Below are 17,461 nucleotides of genomic sequence, written 5' to 3'. Positions count from 1 at the left end.
AGCAGATCAGTTAAGATAGCCCGTCTTCTCAGCCATGAAACTCATATGCTGCAAGCGCTGTCCATTGCCTTCCACTTCGGCACTCATCACGCGAGAACGACCGATATAGTTTTTAGTCGCATAAATCGGAACATTCAAATGCAGACACAAAGACATCGCTTCGTCAGCGCGAAGCTTAACAGAATCCATTCCAGCATGACCGCTCAGATAAAGACGGATGTATTGATTTGCACCACGAATCTCTACGAACACAGCTTGTTTAATTTCAATATTCAAAGACCGCATCAGGATCTCGCTAAACTTATGCGGCGTCGAAGGGACCGTTGTCTTGTTGGATTGCGACAACGCCACCCCTGCTTCGATAGGACTCAGTGCAACCGGCAGAGTGTGTTGGTGACCTTCATCTTTTAGAAGCAACATCGGACGAGCCGCATCCGTCGTGACTGAAAGACCATAAGGAAACAAACGAACAAGATCGTCCTGATGAAACATTTCTTCATCTTGGGATTCATTTGCAAAAATGATCTGAGCTTTAAAATTATCGAAATCCAAAAGATCTTTCATTATTGAACCAATTCCCCTCTAAGGGCTGACGGAAATGCCTTGGTAATTCGAACATCGACGGTTTTACCGACAAGATCCTCAGATCCCAAGAAATGCACCAGCTTGTTTGCAGTGCTACGTCCCTTTGCTTTTCCTTGCTCGCGATCTGCGTGCTCGACCAAGACTTTGAGAGTTTGCCCCTCGTAACGTTTAACAATTTCAAATGCCATTTTTTCGTGAATATCGAAAAGACGATTCAAACGCTCGCTCTTAATCTCTTCAGGAACTTGATCTTCGTACTTCGCCGCTTTTGTAAACGGACGAGGCGAGTACACAAACGCGAAGATGTTCTCAAAACGCACTTGCTCAACCATGCTCACCGTATCCAAAAACTCTTCCTCGGTTTCCCCTGGGAATCCGACGATGATGTCTGTTGAAAACACCACATTAGGAATGGTCTTCTTGAGCATTTCAATTTTTGCGAAATACTCTTCACGCGTATAAATACGATTCATGCGATCCAGAATGCGAGTATTGCCACTCTGGAATGGCAAATGAATGTATTCCATGATCTTATCGCTGTGCTGAGCAATCGTGTCCGCCAACTTTTGATCAAAGTCCTTCGGATGAGATGTCGTAAAACGGATTCTTTCGATATCTGTTTCTTTTGCAACTTTCGCCATCAAATCAGAAAAATCAACATTTTCATCGGCATAAGAATTTACATTCTGGCCAACCAAAGTGACTTCTTTGACCCCTCGTTTTACCAAGTGACGAATGTCCGTGATAATGTGCTGGACCGGTCGAGATTTTTCACGGCCACGAGTGTAAGGAACCACACAGAAGGTACAGAAATTATCGCAGCCCTTGGTGATATTCACGAATGTAGAAACACCCGGATTACGCACCATCGTTTCGATATGATAAGGGGCACGATGTTCAAATTTTGCACTGACATGCTTGCCGCGCTTTTCATAGGTCTGCGCCACCAGGCTCGGCAAATTGTCGATCTGATCAGTTCCGAATACGAAATCAATCATTGGCTGCGACTTGATGAGATTTTCTTTTTCCTGCTGCCCTACGCAGCCGCCAACGCCGATACGAAGTTCTGGATTTTTATCCTTTAACTTTCTAAAGGTTCCAACCTCAGACATTGTTTTATGCACGGCTTTTTCACGCACACTGCAAGAGTTGATGATGATCAAGTCCGCTTTTTCAGGCTCGTCGACAGGAACAAAGTTTTGCATCTCCAACAAGGAATACATACGTTCCGTGTCGTTAACGTTCATTTGGCAACCGTAAGTGGAGATCCATACACCACGACCTTGCCCTAAATCATGATTTAGAACGGGCGATGTCGTTGTTTCGGAATTGTCTGGTGTCTGGGGCACGGTCTTACCTCTTGTGTCTTCAAAGATCGTGAGTTATAGACAACGGTCTTAAAAATGTCAAAGTTCGCGGGAGGAACCCACCTATGAATCCAAGACTCAAAAGCTCGAAAAAGTGGACAAATTTCCCGAAGGAATACTCAGATCAAATTGAAGCGGTGTTCAAAGAGAACTTTGCCCAATTTCTAGATGATGCTGAGCTAGTTATCGAAGGCAGAATCTATTCAGAAGAGATTGCGCTGCGCGTTGGCTACCATCAAAGTGGCCGCTTAGCCCAAGCTAACTTCGAAGTTTCTATGAACTATTCTCAGAACGAACAGGATGTCCTTACGCGCATTCATAACTGCGTAGATGCGGCAGCCAGCATGATGTTGGAATATTTCGACAACGAAGGCATCGTGGATTTCCCTTACACTTGGACAGAGTTTCCATTTCAAGGAAAGAAACTCTACTTGAAGTACTCGACAGAGAATTCCTCTTTAGAAGCTGAAGCCAACAAGCTTCTGGGAATCACGGAAGACTCCATGGTTCTAGAGGACGAGGACAGCGAAGATGCCTTGGCCGTCGCCGAAATCAAGGAAGAGCTTTCACCCCCTCGTTCTGACGAAGATGAACCCTTGGAGCTTCCGGAAGACGCCGAGGAAGATGAAGACGAGGATACAGGTCCTCGCATGTTCGGTGGAAAATCCAAAAAGAAGCTTCATTAGGTCCTTAAAGTGCCTGTATCTTTTACGGGCACTTTTTCGTTTCGACGCACAGCATTCTTGTATACTCTCTGCCTCTTTCTGCAGTAGCTATGTCCGCACACAGCTCCGTCTTGTCAGAGCTGACTTAAAAGGGGCACCAACTATGAAAAATATCGTTTTTTCTTTCGCACTTGTTTTATTGGCTGCAGTTTCTGCTCAAGCTCAATCATTGGGACAACCTCAGACTCAAACTCTTAGAACTCACGCCCAAGCTGACTACATCAGAAATGAACGCGTTCAATTGGAAAAAGAAACTGAATTAAAGATTCTTGAAAAACTTGAAGAATCTCGTCTTCAGGAAGAACGCACTCGCATGCAACGTATCGAAGCGACTAACTTCAGCGTTGTTAATCCAACAGCGCAATCTCAACAACAAGTCCCAGTTCAAGTTCAAACTCAAACTTTCTAGTTCTCGTTTTTTCGATTTGAAGTTTTCACAGAACGCTCCGACGAACTCCCTCTGGGAAGAACTCTCGGAGCGTTTTTTTATGCAATCAATGTACAGGACAACTCTTCGCACAAAGCAAAAGGTGCCTGGCACCTTTTGCTTCACACGCTGCGTTTTATTAACAGGTGCAAATAAAAAACCCACGCCTTTATCAGACGTGGGCTTTACCCCTCACGAGATTATTCTTTATTTTATTTAAGGAAGTAATGCGCGGATGAGAATCTAAGCTGCTGATTGCAAATTCCTTATACGGAGGAACTTGCCTGGCATTTTCTGTAGATTAAAGAGCTTCTACTTGCTGCATGATTGCAGGGATTTGATCCAAGTGAGCCTTACCTTGCTTGATCAAACGGATAGCGTCTTTTTGAAGAAGCTTACCTTCAGCCATTTTATTGCAAAGAAGTGGCTCCAAAGGATCCGTGATTGCGTAGATGCTTTTGTGTTGTGGCCACAAGTTCTCTTCAGCGTTAGCACCACCCATGCACAATGGGATGTAATGATCGATTTTGAAATCCATACGGTTCATTGAACGCGTGCGGTATCCAATTTGATCGTACTGAACGAAGATGTCTTTTTTAGTTGAAGAATCAACATTGCGTTCGCAGTAGTTGATACCTTCTGGATAACGGTGTGAACTTGGGCGGTCGCAAAGTGCGCCAGGAGTCAGAGTAGCATCTGGTCCTTGCGGAAAGTTGCCACCAGCGTGAGACGAAAGAGAAACCAGAGTAATCAGGACAAGAGCAATTAATTGCTTCATTCTATCTCCAAATAGACCGTCATTTAAGGCGACGGGTAGAAACGTCGGACCGTATCTCCGACATATATTTGCGTTCGTGCGGTTAGTGCTAACAGCCTAATTTCTTCGTTGCAATAAAAATAAAAAAGGCCTGAATCTTTGACGCAGGCCTTAAATACTCGATATTTATATGATTTTCGTGGGTTAACAATTGTAAACCCACGTATTTCCTAGGTTTTTCCCTAGTATTCGTCATCCTCAACACCGTTGCCGCTGCCTTCGCCCATACCGCGAACTTCTTCGATAAAGGCACTGTTATCCTCTTCAAACTCGTTCTCGTTAGTGGATTCGTCCAACTCCAACTCTTGAATTGCAGCCAAGAAGTCTTTTTCCGTGCGCAAATCGCGACGGATCATCTCCAGGAACTTATCAGGATAGCGAGAAGTCAGCTCCTCGATGTAGCGCTCAAGCTTGCCATCGATAAGGATCTTCTTACGTACTTGGATTTTCTTCCAGAACATCAAATAGTGATAACGGCAGTAAACATCAACAGCAGCGATCTGATCGCAATCACGAGCGCGGCAGTAACGGTTGCCTTCAGCATCAGTCAGGAAGACTTCTTCGTCGACTTTGGCTTTTTCTTCGCCTGTCCACTCCTCAATAACTTCGATTTCCTCTTCGGACTCTTCGACAGCTTTGAGTTCGTCTTCGTACTCACCAATTTCATCACCCATCATGTCATCATCGGCGATAAAATCATCGTCAAGATCCGTCTCGTCCTTCTCTTTGCCTTTTGGACCTTTGCCCTTTTTAGGTGCTTTCACATCTTTTTTAGACGCCGCTTTTTCCACAACAACTGGAGTAGGAATAGCTTTCTTCTCAACTTTTTTAGCAGTCTCTTTAGGAGCTTCTGCTTTTACTTCTTTTGCAGGTTTTGCAGGGGCCGCTTTCGCAGACGCCTTTGCTTCCGCCTTTGGCAAAGCTTTCGGCTCAACCTTAGCAGCAACTTTGGCTTTCGCTTCAACTTTAGGTTCAACCTTCTTTTTCAACTCCGGTTTTTTAGGAGCAGCCTTTACAGGTGCCTTTTCAACCTTTTTCTTCACGACAGTTTTAGGTGCCGCTTTCTTAGCAGGAGCTGGCTTAACAGCCGCTTTTGCTGGAGCTTTTTTTACAGGTTTACTGGCCGCAGCTTTCGCTGCTGGTTTTGACGCCGTCTTCTTTTTTACGATTTTTGCCATAATACTACCTAGTTACTTTCAGAAGTAATCTACAAGCTCTGAAGCATTTAAGAAAATGTGTCAACTCATTTCACGATTATTGCGCCATCTTGACTGCGCACAAAAATACTTCCGCGCTGACCCTCACCGCGCAAACGCCCCCGAACACTTTTTTCGGAGCTCAATTTATTTACGCGCAGCTCATTGGGAACGAAAATATCCCCCTCTACAGTGAAGAGATTGACGCTTGCTCCCGAAGCCGCTGGCGCTTGAACTTGCACGCGACCTGCTTTGGATTTGATGTCAATTTCCGAATCCAAGGTCATCTGTACAGTCACACTGCCTTCTTGGTTTTGTCCATCCACGCGCCCCTGAAAGCCCTGGATATTCAAGCCACCTTTGCCATTTTCAAACTGCAATGTGCCTGTTCCTTGAACAACTTTTGCGGGTCCAATCTGACTGGCCAACGAGCTGAAGCCGCGCACTTTTTCAACCAAAAGAGGACCTGTAAATAACGAAGCATCGACGTCGCCTTGAATGTTTTTAAGCGTCATGCTGCCAGCATAGGCATCTGCATTGACTCTTCCCGTGTGGTCCTGAACATTCACATCCCCCTTTTGCACATAGATCTGCAAAGAGCCAACCCCATTGAGTGATGAAACACGCCCTTGAGTGATACTCACCTTCAGATCTTTGCTCCATTTTTGAGCAACAACGGAGCCTCCTCGTAACTGAATCTCTGTGGGAACCGCCGCGCCTGAAATTTCAATTTTTCTCATTTGCGAGTTCGCTTTCGGCAGGATATTCATCCAGGCCTTCTTGCCATCGTATTCATTCATACGCACTTCAATGATATTGTCTTTCTTGGAAACGACATAAGCGCCCTCTCCAGATGTTTCTTCGACGCCCGACACCTTCAATGCATTGCTGCCAGGAATAACGACCAACTGCACCTGCGCTTCAAGTCCTTTGAGGATCAAACGATCCCCCTCCTGCACCGGCACAGCAAATGACGCCGCGAAAAGAGGCTGAAGTAAAAGCTTTACTAAAACAAGGCTGATCGCTGGCATGCGTTGTCTCCTGATTCACTCCAGCACTGCCGGAGTAGGTATGCCGCATTTTTCACGCGGCGACTTGACTCAGACTCTATTTAAGTAAATCTTTTTACGATTTTCAACATAAGAGGTGAATAGATGGAAAATGTAGTAATTGTCAGCAGCGTTAGAACCCCAGTGGCTTCTTTCCAAGGTGGATTTGGATCTGTACCTGCACCAAAGCTCGGTGCGGCAGCGATCAAGGAAGCTTTGAACCGCGCCAATGTTTCTCCGAATGAAGTTGATGAAGTGATCATGGGCGAGGTCCTGACTGCAGGTGTTGGACAAGCTCCCGCTCGTCAAGCAGCTCTTTTCGCCGGACTCGGCAACAACACTCCTTGTTTAACTATCAATAAAGTTTGCGGATCAGGCCTTAAAGCTGTGATGCTTGCAGCCGACAACATCGCCCTTGGTAACACCAAAGTTGCAGTGGCTGGCGGACAAGAGAACATGACTCTGGCGCCGCATTTACTTGAGAACTCTCGTTCTGGCTACCGTATGGGACCAACGCAAATGACAGACTCAATGATCAAAGACGGTCTTTGGGATCCGTACAACAATTTCCATATGGGAAATGCTGCAGAGATCTGCGTAAAAGAGCACAATTTCACAAGAGAATCACAAGATGCTTTTGCCGTTGATTCATACAAAAAAGCGCAAAAAGCGTGGGCTGATGGCGTATTCAAAAACGAAATCGTTCCTGTTGTGGTTGAAGGCCGCAAAGGCGCAGTGACTGTGGATAAAGACGAAGAGCCGTTCAATACGAACTTCGACAAAATCCCTGGCTTGAAGCCTGCTTTTGATAAAGCTGGAACCATCACTGCTGCGAACGCATCAAAAATCAATGATGGTGGCGCGGCTCACGTCTTGATGTCTGAAAGCGAAGCAACAAAGCGTGGATTGAAACCGCTTGCGAAAATCGTAGCACATGGAACTTTCGCACACGAACCTAAATACTTCACGACAGCCCCTGTGGGCGCGATCAAAAAAGCTTTGGCTAAAGCCAACTTGAAAATTGGTGATATTGATCTTTGGGAGATCAATGAAGCTTTCGCAGTCGTGACTCAAGTGGCGATGAAAGAGCTGGAAATCCCAGCAGCTAAAGTCAACGTTCACGGTGGCGCGATTGCTATCGGACATCCGATTGGAGCCTCTGGTGCACGTATTCTTACAACTTTGGTTCACGCCCTCCACACTCACAACAAGCGCTATGGTCTAGCGACTTTGTGTATTGGTGGCGGCGAAGCTGTCGCATTAATTATAGAAAAAGCGTAGTTCAAATTTCTCCAGGTATTTTCTTTTTTTGCAACCTTGGGTGCTCGCGCCCCAAGGTGTGTTGAGGTAGTTAAAATGAGTAAGAAAGTATTTAAAGACGCGATGTCTGCTCTGACCGACGTTAAAGACGGAATGACTTTGATCGTTGGCGGATTTGGACTTTGTGGCATCCCTGAAAACTCCATCGCAGCCTTGCATGAAATGGGCGTAAAAGATCTGACCTGCGTTTCAAATAACGCCGGCGTTGATGATTTTGGCTTGGGATTGCTTCTCCAAAAGCGTCAGATCAAAAAGATGGTTTCTTCTTATGTCGGCGAAAATGCTCTTTTTGAAAAGCTCTACATGAGCGGCGAGTTGCAATTGGAATTCTGCCCACAAGGAACTCTCGCTGAGCGCATTCGCGCTGGTGGCGCGGGGATCGCCGGATTCTACACACCAACAGGCGTGGGAACTTTGGTTGCTGAAGGAAAAGAAATCAAAAACTTCGATGGTCGCGACTATGTTCTTGAACGCGGCATCGTCGGTGACTTTGCTTTGGTCAAAGCCTGGAAAGGCGACAAATTCGGGAACCTCATTTTTAGAAAAACAGCTCGTAATTTCAATCCGATGGCCGCAACTGCTGGCAAAATCACTGTGGTTGAAGTTGAAGAATTGGTTGAAATTGGGGAATTGGATCCGGATCAAATCCATACGCCGGGAGTGTACGTACAACGCATTTTCCAAGGCACCAACTATCAAAAACGCATCGAACAACGTACCGTGAGCAAGGGGTAACTTATGCCATTAACTAGAGAACAAATTGCGCAAAGAATTGCCCAAGAAGTTGAAGATGGTTACTGCGTAAACCTCGGCATTGGCATTCCAACCTTGGTAGCAAACTACATTCCGAGCAATAAGACGGTTATGTTACAGAGTGAAAACGGACTTTTGGGCATGGGACCCTTCCCAAAAGAATCCGCTGTTGATCCTGATTTGATCAACGCCGGAAAACAAACTGTCACGGCAGCTCCTGGCGCCAGCTTCTTTTCAAGCGCAGACAGCTTTGCGATGATTCGCGGCGGTCATGTTGATTTGACTGTTTTGGGCGCTATGGAAGTTGACGAGCAAGGCTCTATCGCAAACTGGATGGTTCCCGGCAAAATGGTCAAAGGCATGGGCGGAGCCATGGATCTTGTCGCTGGGGCTCGCAATGTTATCGTGGCGATGCAACATACCGATAAAGAGGGAAATTCCAAACTTCGCACAAAGTGCACGCTGCCATTAACTGGAATCAAATGTATCAAAAAGATCGTCAGTGATTTTGGGGTGATTGAGATCACTCCTGAAGGCTTCGTTCTTAAAGAATACGCCCCAGATCTGACTCCGGAAAAGGTTCTCGCAGCCACAGAAGGCAAAATGAAAATTGCCCCTGACTGCAAAGCCATGACTTTCTAATTTTAAGACACCTCATCAGCCCCAGGAGCAATTAGCTGCTGGGGCTATTCAAAAGTCCAGAACCCCCATCAAGTCGCATTGCACCTCTCTTTCTTTCCGAGGATAATCAAGGATCAGTTAATGAGAGGATCCTTGTGGCAGAAGCAAAAAAAATCGCAAAAGACAGTTACTTATTCCGCGAAGGTGATGCGCCAGATGCGATGTATATCGTGAAATCGGGCACCCTTGCTGTCACTAAAACCAAAGGGAATTCCGAAGTCGTTCTCGCCGAAATACAAGCCGGCTCCATGGTTGGAGAAATGGCCTTGTTTGATAAAAAACCTCGCAGCGCAAATGTCAAAGCGCTGAAAGAGACTGAAGTCATCTCACTCCCCTATGATTCTTTAAACAAACAAATGAATGAGCTGCCTGTTTGGGTTCGCGCGATCATGAAGAACCTCAATGAGAATCTTCGCGAAGCTAACAAGAAAATTAAAATTCTTGAAAACTCCAATCCAAACGAAGAAAGATTTCCACCTCATATCACAAACAAATACCTCTCCATTCTCAATCTCGTTTGCAACAAGTATGGAAAAACTGAAGATAACAACGCGGTCAGCATTTCTTCCGTATTACTGCGCAACTACACCATTCAAATCTTCCAGGAAGCGACCAACAAAATGCAGAGCATGGTGAATGTTCTGACTGAATTGGGTTATTTAGAGCAAGAAGATCGTGGCGATGGCTCACAAAAAATTACCAATCTCAAGCCGCAGGAACTCTTCAGTTTTGTGGACTGGTATAATGATTGGCTTTTCAAGCAGGAAAAAGACCGCTTGCCTGAAATGAGCGATTCTGAGGTAAAAATCCTTAGCGGCATTTTGCAATTTGCGAAGAAGGCCGAACCAGACAGAAAAGGCCTATATAAAGTAAATCTTAACGACGTTCAAAACGACTCCATGAAGGAAACGGGAAACTTAATCAAGGTCGATGACGTCAATCCCTTAGTTGAGAAAAAATATCTCACTGAGAAGATTATGGACGAACAAGGCGTCTATATCCTGGTGGAACTCCCCTACGTAGAGCCACTGGCGCGCAACTGGTCCCTCGTAAATAATTTAAAGAAGAAATTAAGATAGAAATTGAACTTCCTCTAAAGCGCCCGAAGGGCGCTTTTCTTTTTGTACTTTGACAGGATTACGGCTCAACTTCACTGCAACCCGCCAGCAAATGTTATGATAAGCACAAAGGAGTCCTCATGGACAGAGAGAGCTATCATATTGTCAAAGCCCTGCGCAATCTTAGTAAGGTCGATCAGCTCCTGTACGGTGAAGACTACATTCGTGAGCTGGTTCAACATATTGCTCAAGAACTTAATGTTAAATACGTCATGGTCGGCCATGCCATTGAACCAGAGCGCACAAAAATTCAAACAGATTTCATGTGGGCGGAAGACCACTTCACAGACAATGTCATATACGAGCTTAACGGCACCCCCTGCGTCAACGTTATCTGTGGAACCAGAGCTAGCTGCTACGTCAAAGATGTCGCAAAGATCTTTCCCAAAGACCAAATGCTCACAGATCTGAAAATTGAATCCTATATTGGCGCACCTTTCTTACATACCGACGGCAGCCTGATTGGTTTGCTCGTGATCATGGATGATCGTGAAATTGAAAACACTGAAACCATGACCGCTGTCACTGAATTCTTTGCGGCTCGAATCGGCACCGAATATCGCCGAATCGCCTTCGAAGACTCCCTACAAAGAATCAATGAAAAACTCGAGCAACAAGTTCAAGAGCGGACCAATGAGCTCAGAATGGCTTTTAAAAACCTACAACGAACACAACAACAAATGATCTCTCAAGAAAAATTAGCCACCATCGGGCGAATTACATTTGGAATCGCTCACGAACTAAAAAATCCACTCAACGTCATTATAAACTCGGCTGAAATCCTTGAAGAACTTGAAGAAAACGAACTAAACCCCAACCACCTTCGAGAACTGTCTCATATGATCCATGAGCATGGCGAACGCGCCAACTCCATCATAACTTCCATGCTCAAACAAGCTCGGCAAGACACTGAATCTGAACCCGAAATTATTGATCTCTCTGAGCTCATCAACCATTCGCTCGATATGTGCATCAGATCTCTCAGTGACTTGAATTTCAAGTCAAAGCTGACCCTTCAGAAAAACATCCTCCCTCATATTAAAGTGAGGGTGATCAACCCATCGAGCATCGAACGAGCTTTTATAAATATTTTCGATAACTCTCTTTACGCTCTTCGAAAAAAACTGAATCATTCCCCCAAGGATTCCTTTAAACCGGAGCTTTCGGTGAACTTAACAACATCAGACCAGTCCATCGACGCTGTCATCCGAGACAACGGCACTGGTATCTCAGAAAAACATCTTCTCAATTTATTTCGTGAGTTTTATACAACCAAACCACCTGGCGAAGGAACCGGCCTGGGGCTATCAATTGCCAAATCCACACTCACAAAAAATTTTGGCGACATCAGTATTAGCAGTCGCGAGGGGATTTTTACAGAGGTAAACATCACCCTCCCTTTGGTGCCAGGCTTAGAGGAACAACCATGACAGTAACCCCCAACCTCAAACTTATCATTGTGGATGATGAACAAGACGTTGGACTCATTAGCGAATTGAATTTCCAGACTGCAATTCGCGACGGCTCCATTGACTTTCATTTCTTTGAAAATGCTCAGAAATGTTTAACTTACTTGGATGAGTCGCCTGAAAAGGGACAATATCTGGTTATTACCGACATCAACATGCCGGAAATTTCCGGCTTTGATCTGCTTGAAAAAATAAAGAAAACTCATCCCAATGTAGAAGTTTTTATGATGAGTGCCTACGACAACATGGATTATATTAAAAAATCCATGACTCTCGGAGCGACAGGATATTTCACAAAGCCTGTTAGCTACCACAATATTAAACTCCGGATCACCCAGAAATATGGGATTCCCCTATAAAAAAACCCGGTGTTAAACCGGGCTTCATTTAAATATATTAACTAGTATATCTCTGGATCTTGCTGGCAACGCAACGGCAACTGATCATCAGGAAGTTTCGAATAGGATTCTCCACCCACCGTATGTACATAGATTGAATTGGTCTTCGCACCCTGAGCAATAGGCTGCCCCAAGGTAAGAATCACACGATCCCCTGTTTTCGCCAAACCATGAGTCACAAGAAGTTGGTCAACTTGCACCAAGATGTCTTCCATAGACTTATAAGGCTTGATGACATGTGTTTGCACACCCCAGTTCAATTCCATCGCATTCAAAACATCCATATGCTGAGTCACCGAGATAACTCGAGCTTTCGGACGGAAGCCTGAAATGATATTCGCCGTTTTGCCTGAAGTTGTCAGACAGATGATTGCGGTTGCGTTCAGCTTCAAAGCACTCAAAGAGGCACTCGCCGCAATAGCCGCTGGCGCACTCAAGAACTCATTTTCCAATGACAATTTATAGTATTTCTCTTCATTGGTTTCGACTTCGCAAATAATCTCATGCATCGTGCGAATACATTTAAATGGATATTTTCCGCTCGCAGACTCCGCAGAGAGCATCAAGGCATCAGTTCCATCCAACACGGCATTTGCCACGTCAGTAATTTCTGCACGGGTTGGGCGAGGATTCTCAACCATACTATCCAGCATTTGAGTCGCCGTAATAACCGGACGCCCCAGTTGATTGCAAACTGAGATAATACGTTTCTGGAAGCCCGGCAATCGGCTTTGTCCAACTTCAACAGCCAAATCTCCACGCGCCACCATGACCGCATCACTGAGGCGGCAGATTTCTTCAAGGTTCTCGATAGCCTCGATCATTTCAATCTTCGCAATAATTTTAGCTGAGGAACCGCGGGACTCTATAATTTCGCGAAGCTTGCGAATATCACGTGCATGTCGCACAAAGCTCAAAGCGATATAATCCACTTTGTTCACGATCCCGAATTCCAAATCTGTAAGATCTTTTTCAGTCATGCATTCCACGGGAAGATTAACCCCAGGAAGATTCATACCTTTACGGTCTTTTAGAATTCCACCATAAATAACTTCCACATCAAGTTCTTCGCCACGGACAGCTAGAACCTTAAGTTCCATCAAACCATCATCTAAAAGAATTTTAGTCCCTGGCACACAAGCCAGCGGTAATTCCTTAAAGTCTGAGGGCACCAATCCAGGCTTACCAAGCACTGCGGCAGTTGTAACAACCAACTTTTCCCCAGGCTTGATCTCAATAGAGCCATTTTCAAATTTTCCAACACGAATTTTCGGTCCCTGAAGATCCTGAAGGATCGCAACCGGAGCTCTGAGCTCTTTAGATAATTTTCTGAGAGAGTGAACCACTTTCAAGTGGTCCTCATGACTCCCGTGGGAAAAGTTAAGGCGAGCCACGTTCATGCCCGCCTTAATTGCTTTTTCTAGGTTTTTCTCATCACGAGTAGCTGGCCCAATCGTGGCCACAATTTTCGCTCTTCGATCTGCTAACATTTGAACTACGCCTTCCTAGAGTATGAACTCATCTTTGTAGATAAGTTTTGCATATCCTCCTGGTGACGTCTATTCATTCTATCAAGCTGATCTTGATGCGACTCGTTGAGCTGAGCCATCTTGGCTTCATATTTCATCTCAACGGATTGTTTTTCCATTTTACCCGATTTATCCCGTTCATCCAAACGCTGGGCATACATGCCCTCAATACGCTTCAACTCCCGCTCTTGATTTTCCTTAAGCTGGTTGATTTTATTTTCATAGTTTTTAACTGTATTCTCGAGCTTCGTATTAAATGAAGCCTCCATACCACGGAAGCGTTCTGTCATAACTTTATTCAAAGCAACCTGATCATTCGTTGCTCGCTCGCGCTGACCATCCATTCGCTCCGAATAGTTATCAGCCATTTGCTCTAATGAATCCGCATAGTACTTTCCAAGATTTTTCTCATTTTTATTCGTCAAATCCACAATCTTTTGTACGCGACTTTCAGCGGTGTTGGAAATTTGCGCCACCTGGTCCGAATGTCGCTGATTTAACAACTCACGCTCCTGATGATTGCGCGCATTCGTCAAATTCGCATTGGACTTATTTTCACGATCGGCGGATTGAAGAAGCTTCTGAGTCTTTTCATTGATCGCATCAACACGGCCGTCATTTAGTTCCTTCATGCGGACAATGGCGTCTTCACGCTGATCTTCGACCAAATCAAGGCGTTTTTCATAGGCATTGACCAAGTTCTTCTTTTCAATGCCACGAAGCCGTTCATTTTTGGTCATTTCATTATTCAATTTACTATTCAATCTCTGAATTTGACTATCACGGGAACGAACCTGACTGTTCAGACGCCCATTGACTGAGTCGCGGAATGATTCGTTTTGCTCATCAATCGCAGCAGTTTTCTTGGCAAGCGCATTATCGAACTTGTCACGAATCGCGCCACGCTCTTCATCCATCATCATCTGCTTCATATTCAAATTGTCAGAATATTCTTCGCGGTCATTAACGACTGTATCTGCCAACTTTTGCGACCAACGAGAGTTATCGGCCTCGCGCTGTCTCTCACTATTCTTCAAACGGGATTCGTAAGACTTACGCATTTCATTTGCAGAACGTTGCTTCGACGCCATGACATCTTCATTCCCCTGTCGAATCGCCGTTTTTTCTTTCTCATGAGCATCATTCAATCTGCGCGCATTGTCTTTGATAGTCTCTTGGGCTTTGGCGCGATTTTCGGAGATCGCATTTGAGAATTTTTCACTGCTCTTGGCCGACTCCTCAGTCATTTGACCAACAAGATTTTCTTTCTGCGACTCACCAATTTGTTTTTGCTTGGCTAATGTGCCTTCATAAGAAGCTTTTTGCTGTTCACGATCATTATAAGCTTCTTCCATTTTATTGCGCAGAGACTCACGATAGGTCTGACGAACTTCATCAATCTTGCGATTGTTATTGAAATCTCGATCCGTCAATGTCTCCCGATTGCGATCTTTAAGCTCCGCAATACGATTTTCATACTCATCAGTGATATTCTTGATTTCTTCGTGATGACGCCCCTCCAAACGCTTTACTTCCGCATTGCGACGTTTGGCATTTTCTGCTTCGCGATTTTCATACTCTTCGCGAGTTTGACGAACTTTGTCGTCCTGACGTGTACGATCTGATGATGAAATAGAAGACATCCTATCCTCCCAGACCTCAGGTTAACATGAGCTCTGGATTGAACCTCGGACTTCCTCTGTTGATTTGCAAAAATCAGGACTTAAATCTAGCGCTCAAAGGTTCTTTGGAAATAGATACTCTTCAACTTTTGACGTTCAGCGGCCTGTTGGCGGCTTTTTTCCTCTTCTTGACGCTTCGATTCAGCGACAGAAGCCAATTTGCGTTCCGTTGCTGCCTGGTAAATGAAGGCGCTCTTTTCAGTCAGATCGCCCCAATTCTCTTTTAGTTTCTGCACTTCTTTAACAAAATTATCTTTGCTTCCAGAATACAATGCATTCCACAACGGCAAATGCTCTTTCATATCAATAGGACGAATCATTCCGTACTCAGACTGTCCCTTCGAATTGATCCCAGAAACCCAGAATTCAAAGCCAGCAGGCACCTCAAGTTTCTTTCCATCACGCAGAACCACCTGAAGATCCGCATCAATATTTCGAATCACTACTTGGGAACCTTTTTCAATCAACCAATACTGCCCTTGCGAAGCTTTCACATTGGCATAGGGAGTTTCAAACTCAACCCCCGTGGATTTTTCAACCCACAAAATCCCCTTCAACAAGCGCCATTGGCCGGCTGATAATCGCATCAAAGTTGAATTTTCTCTGGCATGAATTCCAAAGTCATCCTTCATCATATGAAAGGCTGGGCCGGTTACATGTATTGCACAAGTCTCTTTGGACTTCATACACGCGGAAGGCTGCTGCAAAACATCTCCGGAAGCTCGAACTCGAACCTCCATTTGAAATGCCAGCAAAAAGGTTAAAAACTTAAGCCACTTCTTCATTTGAACTCAACACTTTGCGCAAGTTTGCGGGCTTGTTGCTTTAACTTGTCATTCTTGAAGTTCTTCTGGACTGCCTGATAAACCTCTGAGGCCTCTTCAGTCTGATTGTTAATTTCACTGATTTGCCCCATTCGTAAAAGAATGAAACCCGTCAGATCATTATCAGGATACTGTGACACCATAGTGTCGATCTCTTGCAGACAGCTCTTAAAGTCCTTCTTTAAGAAGTAACTTTCGGCGATAAAAAAGCGAGCCTCAACGTGGTGATTCGAAAGCGGGTATTTTTCCACTAAATCGGAAAATGAGCGAATCGCTTTGTCGTAGCTTTGGGAGTTAAAGTATTTCTTACCTTTTTCAAATAGAACTGGAGAGAGATCAATAGACTCATCACTGGCAGGAGCGCGTACTGACGAAGCTAAATTCTTGAGTTCATACTTCGCTTGAAGTTTTTTATTGTCAGGTAAAACCTGAGCCACCGTTTGCTGAAAATCCTTCAGCTGATAGCTTAAAAGTGAATTGTTGAATTTCTCACTGTCGACTTGCTTACGAAGCGCAGAGAGGCGCATTTCATATTCTTGATGACCATTGAAATAGCCAATAAAAACACTGTAGACACCCAACAGACCCACAGTCAGACAGAGGCAGAAAACAACAAATAATGAATTTTGGTTTTTCATGCCTCACTTATCGGATAAAATCGATAAATATTGAGACTGTCTTATTCTGAGAATTTGAACTAGTCTTTAGTGTAGACAGTTTCTGCGTCGAGGTCTTTCCACTGATCTGAATGACTCGATCCCTGGATCTTAGGCAGCACGCGCCCCTTCATCAGCATCAAGTTTTTACCTTCCACCGAATACCAAAGATGGATCGGATCCACGATGGCCGCAATAACAAAACTTGTCGGCTTCATTCGAATCTCCAGCCATTTTTTACCACTATGATCTGACTCGCCCATCTTCTCCAAAGTGAATCCAACTGTTTCACGACGATCCCAAACTGCATAGCGCACAGGGATGGCCTTTCCCGCCACCAAAGAGTCCCAGTTTTGCCGAACAAAAGCGGTAAAGTTGGCAACACATAAGACTTTGCCCTTCACCTTTTCGTCGTCTTTTTTCGTTTTACCGCCTGGCCCTTCATACTCAAAATAAACCCGTCCATCGCGAACTTCAATGTGACCTTTTTCGTTCGTTTGTGGTCGCTCAACGGTGTATTCTTTAAGATCATCTCCGATTGAAAATCCCTTTTCTTGCGCGATAATTTTTCCCTCAAGATCCCGGTAAGTTGTCTGCAAACGCGTTCCACCGTCGATGGATGTCGCTTCAATACTCAGTGTATAGAGTTTTTTAGATTGATTGGATTTCAAGTCATAGAGCACAGCAGAAGATTTTTCCTGCGCAAAAGACAAAGAAAACATAAGTGCCCAAATTAAATTCATCATGACCGCTCCCATCATTTTCCAAGACTAACAGACTATTTCATCTTATTTAACTTGACCATTTTTAGGGCAAATTTTAATTTCATTTTCCGGCAATTTCTTCAGCCTCGCTGAAGCATATG

18 protein-coding genes and 1 riboswitch are annotated in these 17,461 nt (G+C 44.7%); of the genes, 8 read left to right on the top strand and 10 right to left on the bottom strand.

The features are described from left to right. Nucleotides 1-6: 6 nt before the first annotated feature. Entirely contained in the window at nt 7-564 is a 558-nt protein-coding gene (locus tag NWE73_RS09235; protein ID WP_277578025.1) for a bifunctional nuclease family protein, read from the bottom strand. Then, entirely contained in the window at nt 564-1,934 is a 1,371-nt protein-coding gene (gene miaB / locus NWE73_RS09230) for a tRNA (N6-isopentenyl adenosine(37)-C2)-methylthiotransferase MiaB (protein WP_277578024.1), read from the bottom strand. Before miaB ends, NWE73_RS09235 begins: the two co-directional genes overlap by 1 nt. Nucleotides 1,935-2,017: 83 nt before the next feature. On the opposite strand from miaB, the gene NWE73_RS09225 reads away from it, so the two are divergent. Both NWE73_RS09225 and NWE73_RS09220 read left to right on the top strand, forming a co-directional pair. Beyond that, nucleotides 2,018-2,638: a hypothetical protein gene (locus NWE73_RS09225; RefSeq protein ID WP_277578023.1), complete on the top strand. Its 621-nt coding sequence runs from the start codon at nt 2,018-2,020 to the stop codon at nt 2,636-2,638. Between the two features lie 142 nt (nt 2,639-2,780). Further along, a complete protein-coding gene (locus NWE73_RS09220; protein WP_277578022.1) occupies nt 2,781-3,086 on the top strand; it encodes a hypothetical protein in 306 nt (101 codons plus the stop codon). Between the two features lie 319 nt (nt 3,087-3,405). On the opposite strand, the gene NWE73_RS09215 is transcribed toward NWE73_RS09220, so the two are convergent. The 3 genes from NWE73_RS09215 to NWE73_RS09205 form a co-directional block, all read right to left on the bottom strand. Beyond that, nucleotides 3,406-3,882: a hypothetical protein gene (locus NWE73_RS09215; RefSeq protein ID WP_277578021.1), complete on the bottom strand. Its 477-nt coding sequence runs from the start codon at nt 3,880-3,882 to the stop codon at nt 3,406-3,408. After that, a riboswitch (purine riboswitch) is annotated at nt 3,875-3,972 on the bottom strand. (Overlaps the previous gene by 8 nt.) 131 nt (nt 3,973-4,103) lie before the next feature. Beyond that, complete coding sequence (locus NWE73_RS09210) at nt 4,104-5,099, bottom strand: hypothetical protein (RefSeq protein ID WP_277578020.1); 996 nt, start codon at nt 5,097-5,099, stop codon at nt 4,104-4,106. 65 nt (nt 5,100-5,164) lie between these two features. After that, the gene (locus NWE73_RS09205; protein ID WP_277578019.1) at nt 5,165-6,148 is read right to left on the bottom strand and encodes a DUF4097 family beta strand repeat-containing protein; all 984 of its coding nucleotides are present in this window, start codon (nt 6,146-6,148) and stop codon (nt 5,165-5,167) included. Nucleotides 6,149-6,271: 123 nt separating this feature from the next. On the opposite strand from NWE73_RS09205, the gene NWE73_RS09200 reads away from it, so the two are divergent. The 6 genes from NWE73_RS09200 (at nt 6,272) to NWE73_RS09175 (ending at nt 11,866) form a co-directional block, all read left to right on the top strand. Then, nucleotides 6,272-7,447 carry a thiolase family protein gene (locus NWE73_RS09200; RefSeq protein ID WP_277578018.1) on the top strand — a complete coding sequence of 392 codons (1,176 nt, stop codon included), beginning with the start codon at nt 6,272-6,274 and terminating at the stop codon, nt 7,445-7,447. 75 nt (nt 7,448-7,522) lie between these two features. Further along, nucleotides 7,523-8,221, top strand: a complete 699-nt coding sequence (locus tag NWE73_RS09195; RefSeq protein ID WP_277578017.1) for a CoA transferase subunit A — start codon at nt 7,523-7,525, stop codon at nt 8,219-8,221. Nucleotides 8,222-8,224: 3 nt separating this feature from the next. Further along, nucleotides 8,225-8,881 (top strand): CoA transferase subunit B, encoded by a 657-nt coding sequence (locus tag NWE73_RS09190; RefSeq protein WP_277578016.1) that lies wholly within the window; start codon nt 8,225-8,227, stop codon nt 8,879-8,881. A 134-nt stretch (nt 8,882-9,015) separates the two neighbouring features. Beyond that, complete coding sequence (locus NWE73_RS09185; RefSeq protein WP_277578015.1) at nt 9,016-9,999, top strand: Crp/Fnr family transcriptional regulator; 984 nt, start codon at nt 9,016-9,018, stop codon at nt 9,997-9,999. A gap of 119 nt (nt 10,000-10,118) precedes the next feature. After that, nucleotides 10,119-11,468, top strand: a complete 1,350-nt coding sequence (locus tag NWE73_RS09180; RefSeq protein ID WP_277578014.1) for a sensor histidine kinase — start codon at nt 10,119-10,121, stop codon at nt 11,466-11,468. Further along, on the top strand, nt 11,465-11,866 hold the full coding sequence (locus NWE73_RS09175; protein ID WP_277578013.1) for a response regulator: 402 nt from the start codon (nt 11,465-11,467) through the stop codon (nt 11,864-11,866). The genes NWE73_RS09180 and NWE73_RS09175 overlap by 4 nt, the downstream gene beginning before the upstream one ends. 41 nt (nt 11,867-11,907) lie before the next feature. On the opposite strand, the gene pyk is transcribed toward NWE73_RS09175, so the two are convergent. The 5 genes from pyk to NWE73_RS09150 form a co-directional block, all read right to left on the bottom strand. Further along, nucleotides 11,908-13,395 (bottom strand): pyruvate kinase, encoded by a 1,488-nt coding sequence (pyk, locus tag NWE73_RS09170; protein WP_277578012.1) that lies wholly within the window; start codon nt 13,393-13,395, stop codon nt 11,908-11,910. Between the two features lie 5 nt (nt 13,396-13,400). Beyond that, on the bottom strand, nt 13,401-15,077 hold the full coding sequence (locus tag NWE73_RS09165; protein WP_277578011.1) for a coiled-coil domain-containing protein: 1,677 nt from the start codon (nt 15,075-15,077) through the stop codon (nt 13,401-13,403). 86 nt (nt 15,078-15,163) lie between these two features. Next, nucleotides 15,164-15,901: a hypothetical protein gene (locus tag NWE73_RS09160; RefSeq protein ID WP_277578010.1), complete on the bottom strand. Its 738-nt coding sequence runs from the start codon at nt 15,899-15,901 to the stop codon at nt 15,164-15,166. Then, complete coding sequence (locus NWE73_RS09155; RefSeq protein WP_277578009.1) at nt 15,898-16,578, bottom strand: tetratricopeptide repeat protein; 681 nt, start codon at nt 16,576-16,578, stop codon at nt 15,898-15,900. The genes NWE73_RS09160 and NWE73_RS09155 overlap by 4 nt, the downstream gene beginning before the upstream one ends. Before the next feature lie 59 nt (nt 16,579-16,637). Further along, entirely contained in the window at nt 16,638-17,342 is a 705-nt protein-coding gene (locus NWE73_RS09150; RefSeq protein ID WP_277578008.1) for a hypothetical protein, read from the bottom strand. Nucleotides 17,343-17,461: the final 119 nt, after the last annotated feature.

The organism is Bdellovibrio svalbardensis, from assembly GCF_029531655.1.
In the GTDB taxonomy this organism is placed as follows: Bacteria; Bdellovibrionota; Bdellovibrionia; order Bdellovibrionales; family Bdellovibrionaceae; genus Bdellovibrio; species Bdellovibrio svalbardensis.
This window is presented reverse-complemented; position numbering and strand designations above follow the sequence as displayed.

What these genes read in the sequence shown, in the direction of transcription:
- NWE73_RS09235 (WP_277578025.1), bottom strand. Translation starts at nt 564, where the DNA reads ATGAAAGATCTTTTGGATTTCGATAATTTTAAAGCTCAGATCATTTTT.
- NWE73_RS09225 (WP_277578023.1), top strand. Translation starts at nt 2,018, where the DNA reads ATGAATCCAAGACTCAAAAGCTCGAAAAAGTGGACAAATTTCCCGAAG.
- NWE73_RS09220 (WP_277578022.1), top strand. Translation starts at nt 2,781, where the DNA reads ATGAAAAATATCGTTTTTTCTTTCGCACTTGTTTTATTGGCTGCAGTT.
- NWE73_RS09215 (WP_277578021.1), bottom strand. Translation starts at nt 3,882, where the DNA reads ATGAAGCAATTAATTGCTCTTGTCCTGATTACTCTGGTTTCTCTTTCG.
- NWE73_RS09210 (WP_277578020.1), bottom strand. Translation starts at nt 5,099, where the DNA reads ATGGCAAAAATCGTAAAAAAGAAGACGGCGTCAAAACCAGCAGCGAAA.
- NWE73_RS09205 (WP_277578019.1), bottom strand. Translation starts at nt 6,148, where the DNA reads ATGCCAGCGATCAGCCTTGTTTTAGTAAAGCTTTTACTTCAGCCTCTT.
- NWE73_RS09200 (WP_277578018.1), top strand. Translation starts at nt 6,272, where the DNA reads ATGGAAAATGTAGTAATTGTCAGCAGCGTTAGAACCCCAGTGGCTTCT.
- NWE73_RS09195 (WP_277578017.1), top strand. Translation starts at nt 7,523, where the DNA reads ATGAGTAAGAAAGTATTTAAAGACGCGATGTCTGCTCTGACCGACGTT.
- NWE73_RS09190 (WP_277578016.1), top strand. Translation starts at nt 8,225, where the DNA reads ATGCCATTAACTAGAGAACAAATTGCGCAAAGAATTGCCCAAGAAGTT.
- NWE73_RS09180 (WP_277578014.1), top strand. Translation starts at nt 10,119, where the DNA reads ATGGACAGAGAGAGCTATCATATTGTCAAAGCCCTGCGCAATCTTAGT.
- NWE73_RS09175 (WP_277578013.1), top strand. Translation starts at nt 11,465, where the DNA reads ATGACAGTAACCCCCAACCTCAAACTTATCATTGTGGATGATGAACAA.
- pyk (WP_277578012.1), bottom strand. Translation starts at nt 13,395, where the DNA reads ATGTTAGCAGATCGAAGAGCGAAAATTGTGGCCACGATTGGGCCAGCT.
- NWE73_RS09165 (WP_277578011.1), bottom strand. Translation starts at nt 15,077, where the DNA reads ATGTCTTCTATTTCATCATCAGATCGTACACGTCAGGACGACAAAGTT.
- NWE73_RS09160 (WP_277578010.1), bottom strand. Translation starts at nt 15,901, where the DNA reads ATGAAGAAGTGGCTTAAGTTTTTAACCTTTTTGCTGGCATTTCAAATG.
- NWE73_RS09155 (WP_277578009.1), bottom strand. Translation starts at nt 16,578, where the DNA reads ATGAAAAACCAAAATTCATTATTTGTTGTTTTCTGCCTCTGTCTGACT.
- NWE73_RS09150 (WP_277578008.1), bottom strand. Translation starts at nt 17,342, where the DNA reads ATGATGAATTTAATTTGGGCACTTATGTTTTCTTTGTCTTTTGCGCAG.